The following is a 22,158-nucleotide window of genomic DNA, read 5'->3' as shown; positions in this document are numbered from 1 at the left end:
GTCGGGGTGAGAGGATTCGAACCTCCGACCTCCTGCTCCCAAAGCAGGCGCGATAACCGGGCTACGCTACACCCCGAATGTTCAAACAAAATTAAAGGATTTTTTCATTCGCTAGTTAGCGAATTCCTTTTATTTTTTATCTTTTTACTTTAAATCTTTTCTTGGGTGAGTGATGGGACTTCCCGCCTACGTTTCACTACGGCGGACAGGGAACCCACTAACTCATCCTTTGGGTGAGTGATGGGACTTGAACCCACGGCCTCCTGGGCCACAACCAGGTGCTCTAACCAGCTGAGCTACACCCACCATTCATATTCAATCGAATCACTTCAATTGAAGCCGGGGAAATTAATGTTATTAATGGCACTTAAAGAAAAGTTTTTTACAGGAACTTGGTTAATCATTTTTCATTCAACATGGTATGATAATTTTAGGATAGAACTATTGTAATTTTTCACATGCGCCTTCTTACAAGATACATCCTCAAGCAACTATTCATGCCCTTTATCTTTTCGTTAATGATTATTGTATTTGTTCTGTTCACCCAATTCCTTCTCAGAGCCATTGACCGTTTCCTGGGGAAAGGCCTAGACTTGGGTACCATTTTTGAATATCTCTTCCTCAACCTAGGATGGATTACTGCCTTGGCCGTTCCCATGGCTGTTTTGGTAGCGGCACTTATGGCTTTCGGGCAATTTTCAGAAGATAATGAAATCACCGCCATGCGAGCATCAGGTATTAGTTTTATTACGATTGTCCGCCCTGCCCTCATTTTGGGTTTTGCCATTGCAACGGTGCTCATCCTTTTTAATTCATTCATTATGCCGGAGATGAATTTCAAAGCACGTATGCTTTCCGGGGATATTTATCGCAAACGGCCGGACCTCAATATTGAACCGGGATATTTTATGGACGATTTACCCGATTACAGTATAATAATCCGAGATAAGGAAAATGACACACTAAAGGATGTTCGGATTTTCAGTAAAGGCATTGGAGAAACACAAACCAGTATTCATTCCAAAACGGGCAAACTTTCAACCATTGATGATGCAATCGTCTTGGATCTTTTCAATGGCGAAATCCATGAACTGGATCTAAAAGATTATGGTAATTATCGTCGGATAGAATTTGAAAAACACAAAATTATTATTCCTGCCGATGACTTGTTTTTAAACAGACGCGATACCACCAGCCGCTCCGATCGGGAAATGACCATCCAAATGATTTTGAGTAAACTTGAGGATATTGACAATAGGATTGCCATTGTAAAAGGCCGCGTGGGACGGGCATTTTTACGAACGGAAATGGATAGCATTGTTCCACCAAATTATGAATCGGCAACTGCTTTATTAACGACGTATCAAGAATCTTATTCAAGCGACCAATCAAACAGTGCCGATGAAATATACCGTAAGGAAAAAGATATTAACATCGCCCAACGGCAACTTCGAAATGAGTACAATCTCCTTCGCAGTTATGGCAAGTCTAACAATAAGTATGAAGTGGAACTCCATAAAAAAATCTCTTTACCCGTGGCCTGTATTCTTTTCATCATGACAGGCGCCTCCCTGGGCGTGTTATTTCGTAAAGGCGGATTCACCATTGCCACCAGCCTTTCATTTGGCTTTTTTCTGGTATACTACATATTTATGATTGGTGGTGAAGATTTAGCCGATAGAAATATTCTTTCCCCCGTTGTTGGCATTTGGTCACCCAATGCTATTTTATTTGTCATTGCCACCTACCTCCTCCTCCATACTGTTCGGGAACAACCACCCTTTAAAATTAATCTCAATATATTCAAACGATTTATGAAGAAAAAAAAATGAATCCTCAAAAACTAGTTGAGCTTAAATCAAGAGGTGAAGCCATCCCCGGAGATGACCTTGAAACTTTCATTAACGCCTATGTAAACGGTCAAATCAATGATGATAAAATGACACCTTTCCTCAAGGCAGTTCATGCGAAAGGAATGACCCTTGAAGAAATTGTTGCGTTTACCGAAGTTATGCTGAATTCCGGAGAACAAATTCAATTTTCTGGCATGGATTCCTATATTGCTGATAAACATTCCACCGGCGGTGTTGGGGATAAAGTTTCCATAATCTTGGCGCCCATTATGGCGGCGGCGGGGTTGGCCATCCCCATGTTAGCAGGGCGAAGTCTCGGCCATACGGGTGGAACAATTGATAAACTTGAAACTATTCCCGGCTTTCAATCAAATCTTTCTATTAATACATTTAAAAAAATTGTGGAAACGCATGGCCTTTGCATGATGAGCCAAACTGAAAATATCTGTCCTGCCGATCGCAAGATGTATGCCTTGCGAGATGTAACCAATACCATTGATTCTATTCCATTAATATGTGGATCAATCATGAGTAAAAAAATTGCTGAAGGAATTCAAGGCTTGGTTTTGGATATTAAAACCGGAAACGGTGCCTTTATGAAAAATATAAATCAAGCGTCATCATTGGGAAATACACTCCAAAAAGTGGGTGAAGCATTTGGTGTAAAAACGGATGTAATCTATTCCAGTATGAATCAACCATTGGGAAGAACGGCGGGAATGTGGTGCGAGATTCAGGAATCTATTAATGCATTAAAAGGAGATGGTTCAAAAGACCTTATGGATGTGGTGTATGAATTAGGTTGTAAACTTCTCGTTCAAGCAGGAATAACGCGGTGGGAAACGGCCGCCATTTCCATCCAAGAAAACCTAATCCAAACTGGAAAAGCATACCAAAAGTTTGAGGAAATGGTTTTAGCACAAGGGGGCAATTTATTTGATAGCAAATTAAATCCACCGAAATTTGAAATAATTGTCAAGGCTGAGACTTCAGGGTTTGTCACATCCATGGATACACTTAAAATCGGATGGGCTGGTGTTGAACTAGGATGCGGACGACGTAATAAAGATGACATTTTAGACCCAACCGCAGGCGTTGAATTCATGGCAAAAATTGGCGATGAAATTCATGCCGGCGAACCAATATATCGTTGTTTCAATTCTAATGAAAATAAATTGAATTCTGGAGTAAATTATCTGCGAGATTCGGTCATCATTGGACCGAAAAAAGATAGCCACACGTTATTTTTTAGCCCTTAGCATAGGAGGTTTCCCATGGACAAGTCCTTCAAAAAGCTGTCCTCAGCCAATTCGTCAATTATAATGGAAGGTCTCGAAGAAATTGATGCCGCCGTAACGCGAGGCACATCCAACGATAATCTTCCCATCATGTTTGATGCAGTTACATCTCTTTTTTACATTGATGCATTTGACCGCCCTGACTTAAGAACCGCCATCGAGAAAGCATTGGATACCGTAGCCAAAATGGGTGCAGCTGCCATTCCCCTTGTTTTTGAAAAAGTTACCGATTCCGATATAAAAGCCGAATTGAATTTCGGTCGCGCCTGTGGACTCATGAATGAGGAAGCAATCGCACCGCTATTGAAAATACTATCATCAAAGGGTGGCTCACCAGAAATTGCCTTTGCCCTTTACGCGTTGGGGAAAATTAAATCACCAAAAATTGTGGCAGCACTTCAACCGGTACTGGAAAAGGTGAATAGTCCCCAAAAGGAATGTGAAGATACTGCCGTTAGAGCATTAGGGAAAATTTGCGAAAATATGAACCCCGAAGATGTAAGCCTGGAATTGCGCGAAGCCATGTTCAACGCATTGGTGAGTAAACTTTCTCATGGGAATGATGTGATTCGATCGAAAGCAATCCGCAACTTGGGCAAATTGATTCGTTATGGATTTGCCAATGAAATTCAAAAAAATGAAATTATGGCAAAAATTAAACGGGTCATGGGTCTAGATGAAGATCGGAAACTGGATCCGGCCTATCTCGTCCGCCGGGAAGCACAGGAGATTTTAGACGCTGCTTAATTTCGTCGGTGGACCTTACATAATCGCGAAGGCTCCGTTCCCTTTATAAATATTTCAGTTTCCAAGGGACATAAATTGGTTGGCTTATCTTTGGTGGTGGCACAGATTTCAACATCTACCACCCCATCGGGACGATCAAAACCAACCCGCTTTAAACCAAGGGTATCGTGGGCTGCTGTCATGAATCGCGCCCAAGCTGGCAAGGCGGCACGAGAGCCATCTTGGCCCTCACCCAAACTAACGCGAGGATCGTCCACACCCATCCATACTCCCGCTGCTATTTGTGATGAGAATCCCACAAACCAGGCGTCTGTCCAGTTTTGGGTTGTGCCCGTTTTACCCCCGGCAGGATGATAAAAATTATGACGCCAACGGGCACTACCGCCCGTCCCTGCATCCATGACAGTCTGGAGCATGTTGGCCATAATATAGGCAGACTCTTCCCGCAATACCTCTTCCCGGATGGGGCGGTATTCTACAATCACATTCCCATAACGATCTTCAACACGAGTAATGGCAAATGGTTGATTAAGTACACCCTTATTGGTGAAAGCAGAATAAGCATTCACCACATCTAATAAAAATACTTCGGATGTGCCTAGGGCAATGGCATCCACGGCACGGATGTTTGTTGTAATTCCCATGCGCTCAGCAGTGGCCTTCACTTCTGTCGCAGGCACCAATTCTTTTACAACCCGAACAGCCACCAAATTAACAGACTTTCGAATCCCCTCTCGCAAAGAAGTTAATCCACTCGTGGTGCCGTCGTAATTGCGGGGCATCCATTTTTCCCATTCTCCCTCCGCATTCCGTACACGAAGAACAAGTGGCTGATTTAATAATTGCTTCGTGACAGGATATCCATTATCTATGGCGGTGGTATATACGAATGGTTTAAAAACCGATCCTGGCTGACGCTTGGCCTGGACGGCACGGTTATATTGATCATGGTAATCGGGACGCCCTCCAACCATTGCCAGTATCGCTCCGGAAGTGGGATCTAATGCAATAAAGGCACCTTGAACGAGCAACTTATTTCTTAAATCTTCATAAAGTAATGTATCGCCCCGCATCATCATTTTGACTGAATCCTCAGGATAAATTCCAAGGTATGCCAATTGGGAAAATTCTTCATCATCGCTGAAGAGGCGTTTATTCAATTTATCTTGATTCCGCTTGATGGATTTCATGAGAGATTCTTCTGCAATCTCCTGAAGACGGGTATCCAATGTGGTATAAATTTTTAGGCCGTCACGATAAATATTCACCCCAAGACGGTCATCCTCTTTTTCCATGAATCGACGAATATGTTCCGTAAAATAAGGTGCTTTCCCCTTAGCTTGGGTTTCAATTACATATTCAGATTCAATCGCCCGTGCTTCAGAATATATATCTCTAGTGATGAATTGCTGGTCGCGCATAACGCGAAGAACTACATTCCGTTTATAATGGGCTCTTTCTGTATGGCGCACGGGGGAAAACCGCGCCGGCGCCGGGAGGATACCCACCAACATAGCTGACTCACCCAATGTTAATGTTGAAGCACTTTTCCCAAAATACCGTTTTGACGCCGCTTGAACACCATAGGTGCCGTGGCCAAAATGAACATTATTGAGATACATTTCTAGAATCTCATCTTTGGTGTAAGTCCGCTCAATTTGGATTGCCGTAATAATTTCTTTAATTTTTCGGGTGATGGTTTTCTTGAACCCGATTGAATCATAAAGCGTCCGGGCCACCTGTTGGGTGAGAGAACTGAATCCTTGCTCATAACTCAAACTTATTATATTAATTACGATTGCGCGAAAAAAGTCACGCATAGAAATTCCCCAATGATCATAAAAACGGCGATCCTCAGAAGCAATCAGAGCATTTTTCAAATTGTTGGGTAAATCATTAATGCTGATAAAAATACGTTTTTCAAGATAGAGTTCATCGAGAATTTCACCATCAGCGGAATAAATCCGCGTTACCAAATCCGGATCATAATTTTCCAATTGACTGAGAGAAGGAAGATCCTGGGCTAAATAAAAAATATAGGCAAAGATTACCACCATTCCCGTAACAGCAAGAATTGCTGCTGGTTTTAAATATTTTACCAATTGTGGAATGGAAAGTTTGAATGCCATTGTGAAATTTAAGTCAATGCCTGAAGTAGAACAGGCGTGAATTTATTAAAATTAACTCGGGGGAACCGAATCGGTTCCAACCAATCAGGATTTTAATTTTGCCGGGCGAATCATTTGTTCCGGCTGAACCAGTCGATCGAAATCTTCTCCACTTAGATATCCTAATGCTACAATTGCATCTCGCAAGGAGGTATCATCCTTGTAGGCTTTTTTGGCTACTTCTGCTGCTTTATCATAACCGATATGAGGATTTAGTGCTGTAACCAACATAAGTGAATTATATAAATTCGAATGGATTCTTTCTTTGTTTGCTTCAATGCCGTCAACGCAATGGACGCGGAAAGAATCACAAGCATCAGTCAATAATCGAATGGATTGAAGAATATTATAGGCGATCACAGGTCGGTAAACATTTAATTCAAAATTTCCACTAGCGCCTGCAATTGTAATTGTAGTATCATTACCCATAACCTGAGTGCATACCATTGTCATGGCTTCACATTGAGTAGGGTTAACCTTTCCTGGCATGATGGATGAACCGGGCTCATTGGCAGGAATAAGTATTTCACCAAAGCCTGAACGTGGACCGCTGGCCAACCATCTAACATCATTGGCAATTTTGAATAATGACCCAGCCACTGTTTTTAAAGCACCGGACAATTCAACAATACAATCCTGACCTCCTAAAGCTTCAAATTTATTTTCAGCCGTTTTGAATGGCAGTCGAGTCAGTTTTGATATTTCATTTGCAACTTGTTCACCAAATCCTTCAAAAGAATTGATACCTGTCCCTACGGCTGTACCACCCATGGCCAATTCATAACAATAATCGAGAGCCTTTTCAATCCGCGTAATTCCATGATTTAAGGCAGAAGCATAGCCGGAGAATTCCTGTCCCAAACTTAAGGGTGTTGCATCCTGCAAATGGGTGCGCCCCAGCTTGATGATTGAATCAAACTCATGGGCCTTATTCTGAAGACTATCACAAAGATTTTTTAATTCGGGAAGGAGTTGATTAACTGATGCTTCCACCGCCGCGATGTTAATAGCTGTGGGGAAAGTATCATTTGTGGATTGGCCCATGTTTACATGATCGTTTGGATGTATAGGATCCTTACTTCCCAATTCTCCGCCCATCATTTCTATGGCACGATTGGCAATTACCTCATTAAAGTTCATGTTGGATTGGGTACCGGAACCAGTTTGCCAAACCACTAAAGGAAAATGATCATCAAGTTTTCCGGAGATTACTTCATCAGCTGCACTGCGAATATTTTCCGCAAGATTCTTTTCAAGTTTCCCAGCAGATTCATTAACAGTTGCGGCAGCTTTTTTCAAGATACCATAGGCACGAATCAATTCACGTTGAAACCGTTCGCCACCAATTTTAAAATTATTTAGAGACCGTTGTGTTTGGGCACCGTAATATCGATCTTCGGGAACTTCAAGTTCCCCCATGCTGTCTTTTTCTTTTCGGAAACCCATTTTTCTTTTTATTCAACCACCCAAGTGTCGCCTGCATTCAAAATATCCTGAACTGATTCTACTCCCTTTTTCTCTATCGCGGAATTAATCTGTTCTACCAACATATTGTTATAAGTGGGAGAATCAATTGCATAAATCACACCGATGGGATCAGGAAAATCACTTTGGTAGGTCAAGTTTGACAGCAGGGATGCTATCACATAATCCGACTCATCATGAACCAATACATCATCCAAACTCCACTTATCACCAATTTCCACAATGATGGGAGTATTCCCATCCAGGCGAATGCCTTTAGTCTTTTCAGCGCCAAAGGTCATGGGTTGCCCATTCTCAAGGCGTATCACTTTATCGGATTTCGTTAACTTATCGGTTAATGGCGCATAAGCACCATCATTGAAAATGTTGCAGTTTTGATAAATTTCCAAGAAAGATGTTCCTTTATGCCCGTAGGAACGCTTAATCATTTCTTGCATATGCTTGGTTTCTTTATCTATGGTTCTAGCAACAAAAGTTGACCCTGCCCCCATGGCTAAATTCAGTGGATTGAAAGGACTATCCAATGAACCCATGGGTGTTGATTTCGTCACTTTACCCACTTCAGAAGTAGGTGAATATTGCCCTTTCGTCAATCCATAAATCCGGTTGTTAAACAACATTACATTAATATCCAAATTCCTGCGCAAGAGATGGATGGTATGATTACCACCAATTGAAAGTGCATCACCGTCACCGGTTACCACCCAAACGGAAAGATCAGGGTTGGATAATTTTACTCCCGATGCTATGGCCGGTGCACGACCATGAATAGTATGGAACCCAAAAGTATCCATATAATATGGAAAACGACTGGAGCAGCCGATACCGGAAATAAATACGAAATTCTCTTTTTTCACTCCAAGATCAGGGAATACTTTTTGTGTTTGGGCCAAGATGGCATAGTCACCGCAACCTGGGCACCAACGAACGGATTGATCAGAAGAAAAATCTGCCCGCGTATATGTTTTTGCTAATGTTTCTGACATAATTTTATCCTATTAAATCTTTTGCTGCTTGTTGAATATCTGAAGAACTGATTGGTTTGCCACGAACTTGATTTAACCCTTTCGCATCAATCAGGAATTCAGCACGAACCATTTTTATCAATTGACCATAGTTAATCTCAGGCATGAGAACGTTTTTGAATTTGATCAGGATTTCACCCAAATCATTCGGAAAAGGATGAACCCATCGAAGGTGGACATGGCTTACTTTTTGTCCATCAGCCTGCAGAGCTTCTGCAGCAGAGCGACAGGAGCCCTTTGTCCCGCCCCAACTGAGGATTAAAAGGTCACCATGGGCATCACCAAAGATTTCTGTCGGACCAAAATCTTGTGCAACTGTATCTACTTTTTTAGCCCGTGTCTCTACCATATAATGATGGTTATCAGGATCGTAACTTACATTTCCGGTTAAATCTTCCTTTTCAATACCACCGATCCGATGTTCAAGTCCTTCTGTCCCCGGGATAGCCCAAGGACGCGCCAGTGTTTTCTTATCACGCGTGTAGGCCATGAATTCGCCGTCGGTTAAATTTGATTCATCTGCAAAGGATACATCAAAATCTTTTAGTTCATCCAATTGGGGTACTTGCCAAGGTTCAGAACCATTCGCCAAATAACCATCAGTCAACAACATGACTGGTGTCATGTATTTCACTGCAATGCGACATGCTTCATATGCTGCATAAAAACAATCCCCAGGTGTAGCTGATGCTATTACCGGCATGGGCGCTTCACCATTTCTGCCATACATGGCCTGAAGTAAATCGGATTGTTCTGTTTTTGTTGGCAACCCGGTACTCGGGCCACCGCGTTGAACATTAATAATTACCAATGGCAATTCAGCAATGATTGCTAAACCTAAAGCTTCAGCTTTTAAAGCAACCCCAGGACCTGATGTTGCCGTAATTCCCAAATTTCCTGCAAAAGCTGCACCAATTACAGATCCAATCCCTGCAATTTCATCCTCAGCTTGAAAGGTCTTTATACCTAAATGCTTCCAGGCAGCAAGAGTATGAAGAATGTCACTAGCTGGTGTAATGGGATAGCCGCCATAAAACAATTCCAATTTTGATTTTTCAGCCGCAGCCGCCAATCCTAAAGAAAGGGCATAATTCCCTACCACATTTCGGTAAGTACCTGCGGGTAAACTCGCTTTATCAACTGTATATCTCGTGGTGAAGATTTCAGTTGTTTCCCCATAATTATAACCCGCATCTAAAGCACGGATATTGGCTTCAACCAATTCAGGTCGCTTTCCAAATTTGACATTTAACCAATCTTTGGTTGACTGAGTGGGGCGATCATAAATCCAAAATAAGAGTCCGAGGGCAAAAAAGTTTTTTGTTCGATCTACAGTTTTAGACGGAAGTTCCATATCTTCGCAGGCAAGAGCGACAATTTTTCCCATTTCAATAGAATAAAGTGTATAGTAATCGTCTAGAGTACCATCTTCTAGTGGATTGGTTTCGTAACCGGCCAACTTCAAATTTTTTGGCGAAAAGGCATTAGCATTACAAATAATTGTGCTGCCGGGAGGTAATTCTTTTTGGTGTACTTTTAATGCTGCTGGATTCATAGCGACCAAAACATCCGGTTCATCTCCAGGTGTATGAATATCCTTAGAACTAAATTTGATTTGGAATGCACTAACACCTGCAAGTGATCCGGCAGGTGCGCGAATTTCTGCTGGGAAATCGGGCAGAGTACTTAAGTCATTGCCCACAATGGCAGTGGTTTCCGTAAATCGGCCACCCGTAAGCTGCATGCCGTCGCCTGAATCACCGGCGAAGCGAATAACAACTTCATCTACCTGTTGTGTGGTTTTACTCATGAATTTTCCTTAATAAATTGTGTGAAATATATGAATGATTGAATAAAATATTATTCCGTTAGGTTGGATTGTTTTATTGCGTTTAAATCAATTAAAAACATGTTCATTGGCTTTTTACCAGTGCGGAATTTACAGACCTGTATTAACTGAAAACAATAAATTGTGAATAGAATTCATTTAAAAATAGAAGCACTTTAGAATCCTCATTTTATCTCTTTAAATTATTCCCATGTCAAAACGCAATCAAATTAAACTGACCCATTACTCACACGGCGCAGGCTGAGCCTGCAAGATTGGTCCGGAGGACCTAGCCCAGGTACTGGGTGATCTCGAAATAGTACATCAAGAAAGAGTGATTGTTGGATTCAATGGTTCTGACGATGCTGCCGTGGTGCGCCTTGACGAAGGCAAACTGGTCGTCCAGACTGTAGATTTTTTCACACCCATTGTAGATGATCCTTACCAATTTGGTCAAATTGCCGCGGCAAATTCACTATCAGATATTTATGCCATGGGAGCAACACCACGATTCGCGCTAAATATTGTTGGGTTTCCAATCAAAGAATTATCAAAAGATGTGTTAAAAGAAATTCTTCATGGTGGTTCAGATAAAGCTAAGGAGGCCGGCATCCCAATTGTGGGTGGTCATTCTATTGATGATAAAGAACCGAAGTACGGATTAGTGGTCACAGGAGATGTGAATGAGAATAAACTTATCCGGAATTCAAGTGCTCGTGATGACGATGCGATTATCCTGACGAAGCCACTGGGGACAGGCATAGTATCTACTGCCATTAAACAGGAGTTGGCTCCAGATGAAATGATTAAAAGTGCGGTAGATTGTATGGCCATGCTTAATGCAACTGCTTCCAAATTAATGAATGATTTTGACGCCCATGCAGCCACGGATGTAACAGGATTTGGCCTTTTGGGTCATTTATCAGAAATGTGTAAAGCCAGTAATGTTTCAGCAAAAATACAATTTAAATCACTCCCCTTTTTGGATGGCGTTGATGTATTAGCAAATGATGGTGTTATTCCCGGCGGTACAAAACGGAATTTTGAATATATCTCCAAATTTGTTTCATTTTCTAATTCACTTAGTGAAACTCAAAAGTTAATGGCATCTGATGCACAAACATCCGGCGGATTGCTGGTGGCTCTGCCCCAATCCCAAGCTGAAGATTATGCCAAAAAATGCACCGAGCTTACCGGCCTTGCCGCACAACAAATTGGTTTTTTCACCTCTAAACAAAAATCTGAAATAATTGTGCTGTAGCGAACACCAATCGGTATTCACTAAGACTATTTATTTGTTATTTTTTTTAAATGCGATAAAAAAAGTCGTATTTAATTCTTGTAGTGCATTTTTAGAAAAAGGTAAATTCCCAAGCTAGAGAAAACACAATGCTAAAGATTACACGCAAAGTCGAATATGCCTTAATCGCCTTACGCCACATGCAATCCGAAAATAATGACGGATTGACCAGCGCCAAGGAGATTGCAACCCAATATGGTATCCCCCAGCAATTGTTAGCCAAAACATTGCAACAAATGGCAAAAGATGGTATCGTTGAAGCGGTGCAAGGTCCAGCTGGCGGATATCGCATCCTTGCCAATCTTGATCATATTTCTTTAAAAGATTTTTTCGAGAACCTTGAAGGTCCATTAGGTATGATGGATTGTTTTTTCGAATCTGATTGTATTCAATTGGGCACGTGCAATATCCGTGTACCAATCCAACGCATTAATGATAATATGCGAAATATGTTTTCGCAAATGAGTGTACGGGAGGTAACCCAGTAATGGCACAAGTAAAAGAAGATCAAGTGATTGAAATTTTAAAGCAATGTTACGATCCAGAACTGCCAGTAGATTTATGGAATTTGGGGTTGATCTATAAAATCCAAATCCAGGAATCTTATGATGAAATACGATCTGACGTAAATATTGTCATGTCCCTGACCACACCGGGGTGTACTATGGGTCAACAGATGTCGTTGGATATCAAGAATAAATTGGAAGCGTTGGATGAAGTGACCCAAGCATTTGTGGAAGTAACCTTCGACCCGCCTTGGAATCCTGAAATGATTACAGATGAAGCACGGGAAAAATTGGGGTTGGGATTATCAGCACCAAAAGAACGAACTGAACAAAAAATTAATATGGAGTGGGAATAATGGCAACACAACCCAATACACAAGAAATTTTTGACGCCGGAATTACTGTAACTGAAAAAGCAGCCAAACATCTATCAGCCGTAATGGAAACTGAAGGAAAAAAAGGTTTCGGCCTTAGGATGAAAGTTACTACCGGCGGATGCTCGGGGATGAATTATGATATGTCCTTTGAAAAAGAACAGGAAGAATTTGATAAGGTCTTTGAAAGCCAAGGACTGAAGATTTTCTGCGATTTAAAAAGCTATCTATATTTAAAGGGAATCTCAGTTGATTTTTCCAGCGATATATTAAATGGTGGATTTAAGATTGTTAATCCGAATGCAGAACGCACTTGCGGTTGCGGAACCAGCTTCTCGGCATAGTGATTAAGGTTTAGCCTTTATGTCCAAAAACCAACAGATTCTTGACCAGGCTATTGGTCAAGAATACGAATACGGTTTTACAACCGATATTGAGCAGGAGACCATACCGCCCGGCTTAAATGAAGATGTAATTCGTCTTATTTCTTCTAAGAAAGATGAGCCGGAATGGATGCTAGAATGGCGTCTTAAAGCTTACAAACAATGGCTAAAAATGGACGAACCGGATTGGTCCAAACTTAATTATTCAAACATAGATTTTCAGGCCATTTCCTATTACTCGGCCCCAAAACCAAAAGAAAAACTCAAAAGTTTAGATGAGGTTGATCCTAAACTTCTGGACACATATAATAAATTAGGCATTCCACTAGAAGAGCAAAAAATGCTGGCCAATGTGGCCGTGGATGCAGTCTTTGACAGCGTATCTGTCGCCACAACTTTTAAAGAAGAATTGGGTAAAGCAGGTGTTATTTTTTGCTCTTTTTCTGAGGCAGTCAAAAACCACCCCAATGTTATAAAAAAATATCTGGGCAGTGTGGTGCCAACAACAGACAATTATTTTGCGGCACTCAATTCTGCCGTTTTCAGCGATGGCAGCTTTGTATTTATCCCAAAAGGGGTACGATGTCCAATGGAACTGTCTACTTATTTTCGTATCAATGCAGCCAATACTGGACAATTCGAAAGAACATTAATTGTAGCTGAAGAAGGTAGTCATGTGAGTTACCTCGAAGGATGTACAGCCCCCATGCGGGATGAGAACCAGCTCCACGCTGCAGTAGTAGAACTGGTGGCCCATAAGGATGCAGAAATTAAATATTCTACTGTCCAAAATTGGTATCCCGGTGATCCGAAAACAGGAAAAGGTGGCATCTATAATTTTGTCACAAAACGAGGCATCTGCCTTGAAGCCAATTCTAAAATTTCATGGACACAAGTAGAGACAGGATCTGCCCTCACGTGGAAATATCCAAGTTGTATCTTAAAAGGTGATAATTCTGTGGGTGAATTTTATTCCGTCGCCCTCTCCAATAATTTTCAGCAAGCGGACACTGGAACAAAAATGATTCACCTTGGGAAGAACACACGAAGCACTATTATTTCAAAAGGTATTTCTGCAGGAAAAGGACAAAATACTTATCGCGGTAGTGTCAAAATAATGAAAGGTGCTGAAAATGCCCGGAATTATTCTCAGTGTGATTCCATTCTTATCGGCAACGAATGTGGCGCACATACCTTCCCATATATTGATGTAAGAAATCCCTCGGCTCAAATGGAGCATGAAGCATCCACATCCCGAATCGGAGAAGATCAGTTATTTTACTGCAACCAAAGGGGCATTTCCACAGAAGATGCGGTTTCCATGATTGTGAATGGATTCTGTAAAAGAGTATTCAATGAGCTTCCAATGGAGTTCGCAGTAGAAGCCCAAAAACTCATGGAGGTGAGTTTAGAAGGGGCGGTTGGGTAACATCTCATTCAATTACCACCAATTTCTCAAATAATTCATTACGTTTAAAAAAAATAGAAACATGCTAGAAATCAAAAACTTACACGCCGGTGTTGATGGAAAAGAAATCCTGAAAGGGATTAATCTCTCTGTTGCCACTGGTGAACTCCATGCCATCATGGGCCGTAACGGTTCCGGGAAAAGTACTTTAGCCAATATTATTACTGGGCGAGATAACTATGAAGTCATGGCCGGCTCCGTTACTTATAATGGAATTGACTTGCTTGAACTGTCTCCGGAAGATCGCGCGTTATCAGGCATATTTATGTCCTTCCAATACCCCGTTGTAATTCCTGGCGTAAATAATACATATTTTTTGAGAGCAGCTTTAAATGCAAAACTGAAGCATAACGGAATCAAAGAAATCAATGCGGCAGACTTTATGCGCCTCATCCGTGAAAAATTGAGACTAGTTGACATGGATGAAAAGTACTTGAGGCGTGCCGTAAATGATGGATTCTCCGGAGGAGAAAAGAAACGCAATGAAATTCTCCAAATGCTCACACTTGAACCTCAATTGTCCATTCTAGACGAAACCGATTCCGGACTAGATATTGATGCGTTAAAGATTGTGGCTGAAGGGGTAAATAATTTCCGAAATAGTGATCGCGCCTTTTTAGCAATCACCCATTACCAGCGACTTTTAGAATACATGCAGCCAGATTTTATCCACGTTCTTATCGATGGTAAAATTGTAAAATCTGGCGATAAATCACTGGCGATTGAATTAGAAGAAAAAGGCTATTCCTGGCTGGAATCATGACCAATTTCCAAAACCAGTTTTCCGCCCTATTAGATTATTGGCCTCATGAAGATCAATCTCTTCGGAATCTTCGGCGCCAAGCATTTGACCAATTTAACGAATTGGGATTCCCGACAAAAAGATGGGAAGAATGGCAATTTACTGATTTTTCATCAATGAAAAAATCTGGCTACCGCCTTTCTTGGGCTGATGATTTGCCAAAATTACCTAAAAATATTCCGGGACGAATTCCCGACTCACATCTCATTTTTATGATTAATGGTCATTACCAATCGCAACTTTTGGATATTCCAAAAGAGATCACTATTACCACTGGACTAGATCACTTCAACTCAAACCCAGAACATTATTCAATGAATAAAAATGAAAATCCATTTTTAGCCCTGAATACAGCCATGATGAATTCCGGCATACCGATTAATATTGATCCGAATGTGATTATTGAAAAGCCCATCCAAATTATCTATTTAATGACGGATATGTCTGAACAACTCATGAATCACCCCCGCTTTATTTTCAATATCGGTAAAAATTCTCAAGCGACCATAATTGAACATTATATCGGTTTGTCAGACCAATCATATTTTGTGAATCCTGTGAGCCAAGTAGTAATCGGCAAAAATGGATATTTAAACCACATTCGTATCCAGGAAGAGACTAAATCCGCCGACCATGTAGCCACCACCCAATATATATTAAATTCCGATTCACGATTGAAAACCACCCATTTTTCGTCTGGAAGCAAATTATTCCGCCATGATATAAAACTTCATTTCAAAGGTAACGGCGGAGAAGCAACCATTAATGGTTTGAGTCTTACGGAAAATCAACAGCATCACGATCAGCATGTAGTAGTTGATCATCAAAATGATGCCTGCCAAAGTCATCAGCTTTTTAAATATATTTTAGCAGACAAATCATCGGGCGTTTTTAACGGAAAAGTGATTGTTCGAGAGAATACAAAACAAACAGATGCAGATCAGTCCAACAAAAATTTATTGCTGAGTCCATCGGCACTCATGAATGCCAATCCACAATTAGAAATTTATACTGAAGATGTAAAATGTGCTCATGGATCCACCACCGGTCAAATTGACAAAGAAGCACTTTTTTATATGCGATCCCGTGGCCTTAGTAAACAAAAGGCAATTGAATTAATCATAGGCGGTTTCGCAAAAGAAATTTTGAATCCGATTAAAAATGAAGATATAAAAACTTACATCAGTGAAAAAATTACTGATTGGCTGGAAGGTACTGTCATTAATGGCTAGCGTTAAGGAATCATTGGATTTGATCCTCAATGATTTTTCGATCTTTTCAGATCCACGAGATAAATATGTATACTTAGTGGATTTGGCCAAAGATAGCAATGGTCTATCCCCAGAAGAGCGAATTGAATCCAATCGAATCCACGGATGTACATCTCAAGCGTGGGTGGTTTGTGATCATAATAATGGTGTTTTTTCATTCCGCACCGATTCGGACGCCATGATTGTTAAAGGACTCCTTTCTCTTATTGAACGTGTTTTTAATGGCCATTCCAAAAAAGATATTTTAGAAATTAATAGTGGACAATTCCTTGAATCAATTGGATTGGGACGAGCCATAAGCAGTCAGCGCACCAATGGTTTTAGCAGCGCTATTCACAAAATTCAAACAGAATTACTGGATTAAATATGTATGCAGATATTGATGAACAAGTCGTTATCGCAAGAGATTGCGAAGCAACCCTCATTCCTTTCGGCAATAAGATTACTCTAAAAAAGGGGGAAGAAGGCCATATAACCCAAGCCTTAGGGGGAAGTTATACCGTCATGATTCGAGGTAACCTTGTACGGGTTGAAGGCAAAGATGCAGATGCAATCGGGAAAATTCCTGAAGTGCAACCTTGGTTAGAAGAGATTGAAACAGATGGACGCGCCAATGAAAAAGCAGTGTGGGATGCCATGAAAACATGTTATGATCCTGAAATTCCCGTTAATGTGGTGGACCTTGGATTAATTTATTCATGTGATATTTCCGATGAAGACGAAGGCGGTTCTTTCGTAGATATAAAAATGACTTTAACGGCACCGGGATGTGGCATGGGCGATATGATTGCTTCTGAAGTTAAACAAAAAATCGCCGGCGTCCCTGGGACTTCGGATGTCCGAGTCGAATTGGTCTGGGATCCACCTTGGGATCGGGGTATGATCACAGAATCAGCTCGACTCCAATTGGGTATGCTCTAATGCTGAATGTAAAATCCATCCGGAAAGATTTTCCCATTTTTAATTCGGAAAAGCCATTTGTCTATCTGGATTCTGCATCAACGACCCAAAAACCACAAATAGTAATTGATGCCTTAACATCTTACTATAATTCCTATGCTGCCAATGTTCATCGTGCTTTATATACTATTGGCGAAAAAGCCACGGATGAGTATGAAGGTGTTCGGCTAAAAATAAAACAATTCTTGAATGTGCCAGACACCCATTCAGTTATATTCACACGGAGTACAACTGAATCACTAAACCTCGTCGCTTATGCCTGGGGGTTGAAAAACTTATGTAAACATGATTCAGTTCTTGTTTCAGAAATGGAACACCACAGTAATTTGGTCCCATGGCAATTGGCCACAGAAAAAACGGGTGCTTCCATAAAATATATCCCACTAACTGATGATAGCTTACTCAATCTTGAATCATTGGATTCTTATTTTTCCAGCGATACAAAATTGGTTAGCGTGTGTCATCAATCCAATGTTTTTGGTACGGTGAACCCAATTGATCAAATTATAGATGCTGCCAAAAATATCGGCACCATTACGGTCATTGATGGCGCCCAGGCCGTCCCCCACATGAATGTGGATATCACGAAGTTAGATTGTGATTTTTACGCTTTTTCCGGACATAAAATGGTGGGGCCTACCGGCGTTGGTGTTCTAATTGGTCGGACAAAATTACTCGAAGAAATGGACCCATTCATGGGCGGTGGCGAAATGATTAATACGGTCACAATAGAAAAATCCACTTGGAACGATGTACCCTGGAAGTTTGAAGCGGGAACACCCAACATTGCCCAAGTCATTGGGTTGGGCGCGGCCATTGATTACTTACAATCGGTCGGCGTTGATACCATCCATGAACATGAAAAAGAATTGCTTACCTATGGGTTGCAGCTCCTCTCTCAGAATAAAGATATTACTCTTTACGGAAATTCGACTGATCGAGGCGCAGTCATTCCCTTTAACGTAAAAAATATTCATCCCCATGATTTAGCAAAATTTCTCGATACAGACGGTATTTGCATACGTGCCGGTCATCATTGTTCACAGCCCATAATGAATCACCTGGGGGTGACGGCTACTGCTCGTGCAAGTTTTTATTTATATAATACAAAAAATGATATTGAAGAGTTGGCTGAAAGTATTGAAAAAACGGCCCTTATTTTCACCTGATTTTTGCTTACTTTTACCCCATTGACTAAAAGTTCTTAAAGGAGTTTAACAATGAGTGAAAATGGAAATGAAGCCAAAAAGTATAAATATCTCGTCACCATGCGATGGTATGTGGAGACAGATGAAGCGCTTGTTGCCGGCGCTGCTGAAACGGATGAAAAATTGTTAGATATTGTCCGTCATCGGGAAGATGGTTCCAATAGCTGCAGCACTTGTCCTACGCGAAATCCTGAAGGCTACGGTATTTTGGATTACCACCATTTTATGGGTGACAAAAAACCGGTGTATATGTCCACTGAACAAATTAAAGATTAAATGGAAACCATTTTTCTCAATGATTTTTTGGACGGTGGTATTCTCCGAGAGAAAGTCTTTCGTAAAAAAGTAGCTGAAATAGATTGGTCCCAATATACAAATAAGAGAGTTCTCATAAAGGGATGCTCAGAGGTACCAATCCCTACTTGGGCCTTTTTAATTTTAACGGCCCAATTGACCCAATATGTAGAACGGATTTATTTCGGAGAACTAAGGTCTGCAGTAAAAATATTTATCCGAAACGAATGAAAAATGTATAAAATTTTGGAGATTAAGTAAAATGAGCGAACGGGTTAGTTGGGAACAGTATTTCATGAATATCGCCCGAGAAGTCGCCACCCGATCCACTTGTGATCGGAAGCATGTGGGTGCAGTTATTACGAGGGGGAAAACGATTTTAGCTACAGGATATAATGGCTCCATTCGTGGATTAGCTCATTGTGACGAAGCGGGACATGAAATGGAAAACACCCATTGCGTTCGGACGATACATGCAGAAGCGAATGCTATTGTTCAATCGGCACGTCATGGTGTTCGGTTAGAGGATAGTGAGATATATGTGACAGCCTCACCTTGTTATGATTGCTTTAAACTAATTGCCAACGCTGGCATTAATAAAATATATTTTGGTGAATTTTATCGTGATGAAAGAATCATGGCACACGCCAAAGAATTGGGAATTGATTTAGTCGATTTGTCTAAATAAACCGCTAAATCAGTTCCTAAATATCAAGTTTGAAAAAAATAATTCAGTTTAATAAATAATGAATTTGATTTAGTTTTAAACCACTTCTCTTCCTCAGAAGAAAAGTAATTATTGTCATTTAAATTATATACAACGTAGAGCAAACTCCCCGGTGAATATTCCCAACGAAACACGAATGTGCCCACTTGGTTATCAATTTTAAAATCTTCATTTCCAACATAATTGTATGGTTCAACATTGTTCGTTTTTTCTTTTAATAAACGATTATAGGACACATAATCCATATCAATTTTGAATGGTTGGTAAAAGGCTTCAAAGGTCATTGTAGGTGAGAAAGCCCAATTGAATCGATAGTTAATATTCTGCATTGTTTGTTCTGTGGTGGCATAAATGATATTAGTTCGCACTGAATCTTCTTCAATTCCCACCCACTGCATAGCACTGGGGTGATCACCATTATGAGTCATTATAGTAAAATTGATATAATCCGTTGGGCGAATCATCACCCTCATGTTATAGCTATGTCCCCATCCACGAACTTTGCCATGGGTATATCCAATACTTGGATTTAGGATGATTCGTTTTCTCCGATCCGTAGAAAACCCCAATTCATATGATTGCCATGCTTCATCTTTAATCACCATCGCGCGGGAATCTCTAAATAGATCATCATCTTCATAAACATCAGGACTCAAATTAATATTGATGCCGGTACTCCAATAATTCATAAAGGTATTTTCCTGCTCAAAATCAATATCTTTACTGGTGATTAATCCGTCATTATTTCCACGAGCACCCACTCTTAATGATAATTCTTGTTTCAGAAAAATTCCTTTTGGAACATCTCGGCGGATTTTACCCCTTAGACCCCAGTCCCAACTGTTATTCCGGCGCATGAAACCCATATCATTCACATCAAAATTTTTGTCGGAGTAACCGCCCCAAGTCATAATTTCCCACCAAACAGGATCCCGATAACTAAGACTGTAGCGACCGGCCATCCCCGGATCGCCCGCCGCTCTTGAATGAGCCACCTGCCCATTAAAAAAAAGTTTATTGTCTTTAAACTTCATCCGCCAGTCCATGTTGAACGCACTCGTCGGGTCACCACCTTGTCGGCGAAGGTCCGTTGCCATAAAACCAACTGTAGATACATCATTAATAATGGGCTGCTCTACACGGCCAATGAAATAATTGGTGTATGGCTCAATCATAAATTGGTCGCGAACCGTTTTGCCATTCTCGTCATATTCCCAGGTACCATATTCTCTATTGGTTACAGCTTCAATAACACCATATTTCAATCCGGAAGCTGTTTCACCCAGAATTTTAGTAGCACCTAAAATGGTTGTTGCGTCTGGTTGATCCACAATGGAACCCTTTTCTGGGTAATAGTAACTGGGACTTTGTCCCACACGACGAGAGTGAAACAAATTCAAACGACTTTTAAAAAATGCGGCACCTTCAACAAAAAAGGGGCGCCGTTCAGATAATCTCGTTTCAAATGCTGATAAGTTCAATACGGATGGGTCCGCCTCAACTTGACCGAAATCAGGGTTAAAAGTAAGATTCATAGTTGAAGTGGATGATAATGTATATTGAGCATCTAAACCATAATTGGTTGTTTTTTCTGTGGTGCCATTCCTAGTCTGGCCTCCCAATAAATATGGCATTATATCCAATTGTTTCGGTTGGGGAATATTTTCAATTCCTTTCAATATACCATAATGGGGGACAATGCCCCTGGCACCAAGGGCACGGCCGGGCCACTGAATTTCTTCTTGGTTTCCATAATAACCACGCTGAAATGATACGCCCCACTCCTGAACTTTATCTTTACTATATTGAAATACATTAAACGGTATTCGAATCTCAGCGGACCAACCCTCTTTATGGCGAGTTACTTTACTTTCCCAAATCACATCCCAAGTTCTATCAAACCCATCATAGCCATCTCCAGAGATAACAACATCAATCTGAACTTCTGCCGCATTAACGGCAAACCAATACCCAGTTTTGTCATCGTTGCGAGAATCAATACCAATACCAACCCAATCTCCATTAAAATCAAACCCGGTCATCCAATCATCTCTACGGGATAACCTCCCCATAATTTCTTCCGGTTTTGGATCATAATTTTTAAATGCGATATAAAGATAATTATCATCATAAAGAACGCGTAACTCCGTTTGTACGGTAGGTGCTTCAAGATTATAAGGCTCATACTGAATAAATTCGTCAATCAGCATAGCATTTTGCCATGAATCATCATCGATAATTCCATCGATCACAGGGGGACTTTCGGTGCGAGTGGCCATAGCCACCTTATATTTCAATTGGGTAAAATCTTCTACGATACCTCTTTTTGTTGATGAGGCCCCCGCCAGTATTGTGGTATAAATTAAAAAAGTAATAATGAATTTTATCATAAATCAGTTCAATTAGTGTGTAATAAAGTCAAGAAACTTAACGCTTTTTTATGCCTACCTTCAATCCCTAT

At 40.8% G+C, this 22,158-nt stretch carries 21 protein-coding genes and 2 tRNA genes; 16 read left to right on the top strand and 7 right to left on the bottom strand.

Annotated features, from left to right (window positions below; all coding sequences use genetic code 11):
- Window position 1: 1 nt before the first annotated feature.
- Together HN459_00960 and HN459_00955 are read right to left on the bottom strand one after the other, a co-directional pair.
- Window positions 2-76: transfer RNA gene (locus HN459_00960), tRNA-Pro, on the bottom strand.
- Between the two features lie 156 nt (window positions 77-232).
- Window positions 233-306: transfer RNA gene (locus tag HN459_00955), tRNA-His, on the bottom strand.
- A 191-nt stretch (window positions 307-497) separates the two neighbouring features.
- Between HN459_00955 and HN459_00950 the strand changes: the two genes are divergently transcribed.
- The 3 genes from HN459_00950 to HN459_00940 are packed head-to-tail and all read left to right on the top strand — an operon-like array spanning window position 498 to window position 3,898.
- Window positions 498-1,832, top strand: a complete 1,335-nt coding sequence (locus tag HN459_00950; protein MBT3478011.1) for a YjgP/YjgQ family permease — start codon at window positions 498-500, stop codon at window positions 1,830-1,832.
- Window positions 1,829-3,112 carry a thymidine phosphorylase gene (locus HN459_00945; protein ID MBT3478010.1) on the top strand — a complete coding sequence of 428 codons (1,284 nt, stop codon included), beginning with the start codon at window positions 1,829-1,831 and terminating at the stop codon, window positions 3,110-3,112. Before HN459_00950 ends, HN459_00945 begins: the two co-directional genes overlap by 4 nt.
- A 15-nt stretch (window positions 3,113-3,127) precedes the next feature.
- Window positions 3,128-3,898 carry a hypothetical protein gene (locus tag HN459_00940; protein MBT3478009.1) on the top strand — a complete coding sequence of 257 codons (771 nt, stop codon included), beginning with the start codon at window positions 3,128-3,130 and terminating at the stop codon, window positions 3,896-3,898.
- Here the strand turns inward: HN459_00940 and HN459_00935 are convergent.
- The 4 genes from HN459_00935 to HN459_00920 all read right to left on the bottom strand — a co-directional run bounded on the left by HN459_00935 (window position 3,895) and on the right by HN459_00920 (window position 10,386).
- The gene (locus HN459_00935; GenBank protein MBT3478008.1) at window positions 3,895-6,027 is read right to left on the bottom strand and encodes a PBP1A family penicillin-binding protein; all 2,133 of its coding nucleotides are present in this window, start codon (window positions 6,025-6,027) and stop codon (window positions 3,895-3,897) included. The genes HN459_00940 and HN459_00935 overlap by 4 nt on opposite strands.
- 84 nt (window positions 6,028-6,111) lie before the next feature.
- The gene (gene fumC, locus HN459_00930; GenBank protein MBT3478007.1) at window positions 6,112-7,512 is read right to left on the bottom strand and encodes a class II fumarate hydratase; all 1,401 of its coding nucleotides are present in this window, start codon (window positions 7,510-7,512) and stop codon (window positions 6,112-6,114) included.
- An 8-nt stretch (window positions 7,513-7,520) separates the two neighbouring features.
- The gene (locus HN459_00925; protein MBT3478006.1) at window positions 7,521-8,537 is read right to left on the bottom strand and encodes a 2-oxoacid:ferredoxin oxidoreductase subunit beta; all 1,017 of its coding nucleotides are present in this window, start codon (window positions 8,535-8,537) and stop codon (window positions 7,521-7,523) included.
- Window positions 8,538-8,541: 4 nt separating this feature from the next.
- Window positions 8,542-10,386: a 2-oxoacid:acceptor oxidoreductase subunit alpha gene (locus HN459_00920; GenBank protein ID MBT3478005.1), complete on the bottom strand. Its 1,845-nt coding sequence runs from the start codon at window positions 10,384-10,386 to the stop codon at window positions 8,542-8,544.
- Window positions 10,387-10,615: 229 nt separating this feature from the next.
- On the opposite strand from HN459_00920, the gene selD reads away from it, so the two are divergent.
- From selD to HN459_00855, 13 genes are all read left to right on the top strand, one after another.
- Entirely contained in the window at window positions 10,616-11,665 is a 1,050-nt protein-coding gene (selD, locus tag HN459_00915) for a selenide, water dikinase SelD (protein ID MBT3478004.1), read from the top strand.
- A gap of 128 nt (window positions 11,666-11,793) precedes the next feature.
- On the top strand, window positions 11,794-12,192 hold the full coding sequence (locus tag HN459_00910) for an Rrf2 family transcriptional regulator (protein MBT3478003.1): 399 nt from the start codon (window positions 11,794-11,796) through the stop codon (window positions 12,190-12,192).
- Window positions 12,192-12,566: a DUF59 domain-containing protein gene (locus HN459_00905; protein MBT3478002.1), complete on the top strand. Its 375-nt coding sequence runs from the start codon at window positions 12,192-12,194 to the stop codon at window positions 12,564-12,566. Before HN459_00910 ends, HN459_00905 begins: the two co-directional genes overlap by 1 nt.
- A complete protein-coding gene (locus HN459_00900) occupies window positions 12,566-12,928 on the top strand; it encodes an iron-sulfur cluster assembly accessory protein (protein ID MBT3478001.1) in 363 nt (120 codons plus the stop codon). Before HN459_00905 ends, HN459_00900 begins: the two co-directional genes overlap by 1 nt.
- A gap of 19 nt (window positions 12,929-12,947) precedes the next feature.
- Window positions 12,948-14,396, top strand: coding sequence for a Fe-S cluster assembly protein SufB (sufB, locus tag HN459_00895; GenBank protein ID MBT3478000.1), 1,449 nt, complete (start codon window positions 12,948-12,950; stop codon window positions 14,394-14,396).
- Between the two features lie 61 nt (window positions 14,397-14,457).
- Complete coding sequence (sufC, locus tag HN459_00890) at window positions 14,458-15,198, top strand: Fe-S cluster assembly ATPase SufC (GenBank protein ID MBT3477999.1); 741 nt, start codon at window positions 14,458-14,460, stop codon at window positions 15,196-15,198.
- Complete coding sequence (gene sufD, locus HN459_00885) at window positions 15,195-16,469, top strand: Fe-S cluster assembly protein SufD (protein MBT3477998.1); 1,275 nt, start codon at window positions 15,195-15,197, stop codon at window positions 16,467-16,469. The genes sufC and sufD overlap by 4 nt, the downstream gene beginning before the upstream one ends.
- Entirely contained in the window at window positions 16,462-16,872 is a 411-nt protein-coding gene (locus tag HN459_00880) for a SufE family protein (GenBank protein MBT3477997.1), read from the top strand. Before sufD ends, HN459_00880 begins: the two co-directional genes overlap by 8 nt.
- Window positions 16,873-16,874: 2 nt before the next feature.
- Window positions 16,875-17,429 (top strand): putative Fe-S cluster assembly protein SufT, encoded by a 555-nt coding sequence (sufT, locus tag HN459_00875; GenBank protein MBT3477996.1) that lies wholly within the window; start codon window positions 16,875-16,877, stop codon window positions 17,427-17,429.
- A 2-nt stretch (window positions 17,430-17,431) separates the two neighbouring features.
- Window positions 17,432-18,637, top strand: a complete 1,206-nt coding sequence (locus HN459_00870; GenBank protein MBT3477995.1) for a cysteine desulfurase — start codon at window positions 17,432-17,434, stop codon at window positions 18,635-18,637.
- Between the two features lie 51 nt (window positions 18,638-18,688).
- Window positions 18,689-18,952 (top strand): hypothetical protein, encoded by a 264-nt coding sequence (locus tag HN459_00865; protein MBT3477994.1) that lies wholly within the window; start codon window positions 18,689-18,691, stop codon window positions 18,950-18,952.
- Window positions 18,953-19,201 carry a DUF2480 family protein gene (locus HN459_00860; protein ID MBT3477993.1) on the top strand — a complete coding sequence of 83 codons (249 nt, stop codon included), beginning with the start codon at window positions 18,953-18,955 and terminating at the stop codon, window positions 19,199-19,201. It begins immediately after the preceding gene.
- Between the two features lie 31 nt (window positions 19,202-19,232).
- Entirely contained in the window at window positions 19,233-19,658 is a 426-nt protein-coding gene (locus HN459_00855; GenBank protein ID MBT3477992.1) for a dCMP deaminase family protein, read from the top strand.
- A gap of 23 nt (window positions 19,659-19,681) precedes the next feature.
- On the opposite strand, the gene HN459_00850 is transcribed toward HN459_00855, so the two are convergent.
- Window positions 19,682-22,087, bottom strand: a complete 2,406-nt coding sequence (locus tag HN459_00850; GenBank protein MBT3477991.1) for a carbohydrate binding family 9 domain-containing protein — start codon at window positions 22,085-22,087, stop codon at window positions 19,682-19,684.
- Window positions 22,088-22,158 lie beyond the last annotated feature (71 nt).

It is taken from the genome of Candidatus Neomarinimicrobiota bacterium (assembly GCA_018647265.1).
Taxonomy (GTDB): Bacteria; Fidelibacterota; Marinisomatia; order Marinisomatales; family TCS55; genus TCS55.
Note: the sequence above shows the minus strand (reverse complement) of the source record. Positions and strands in the feature narration are given on the sequence as shown.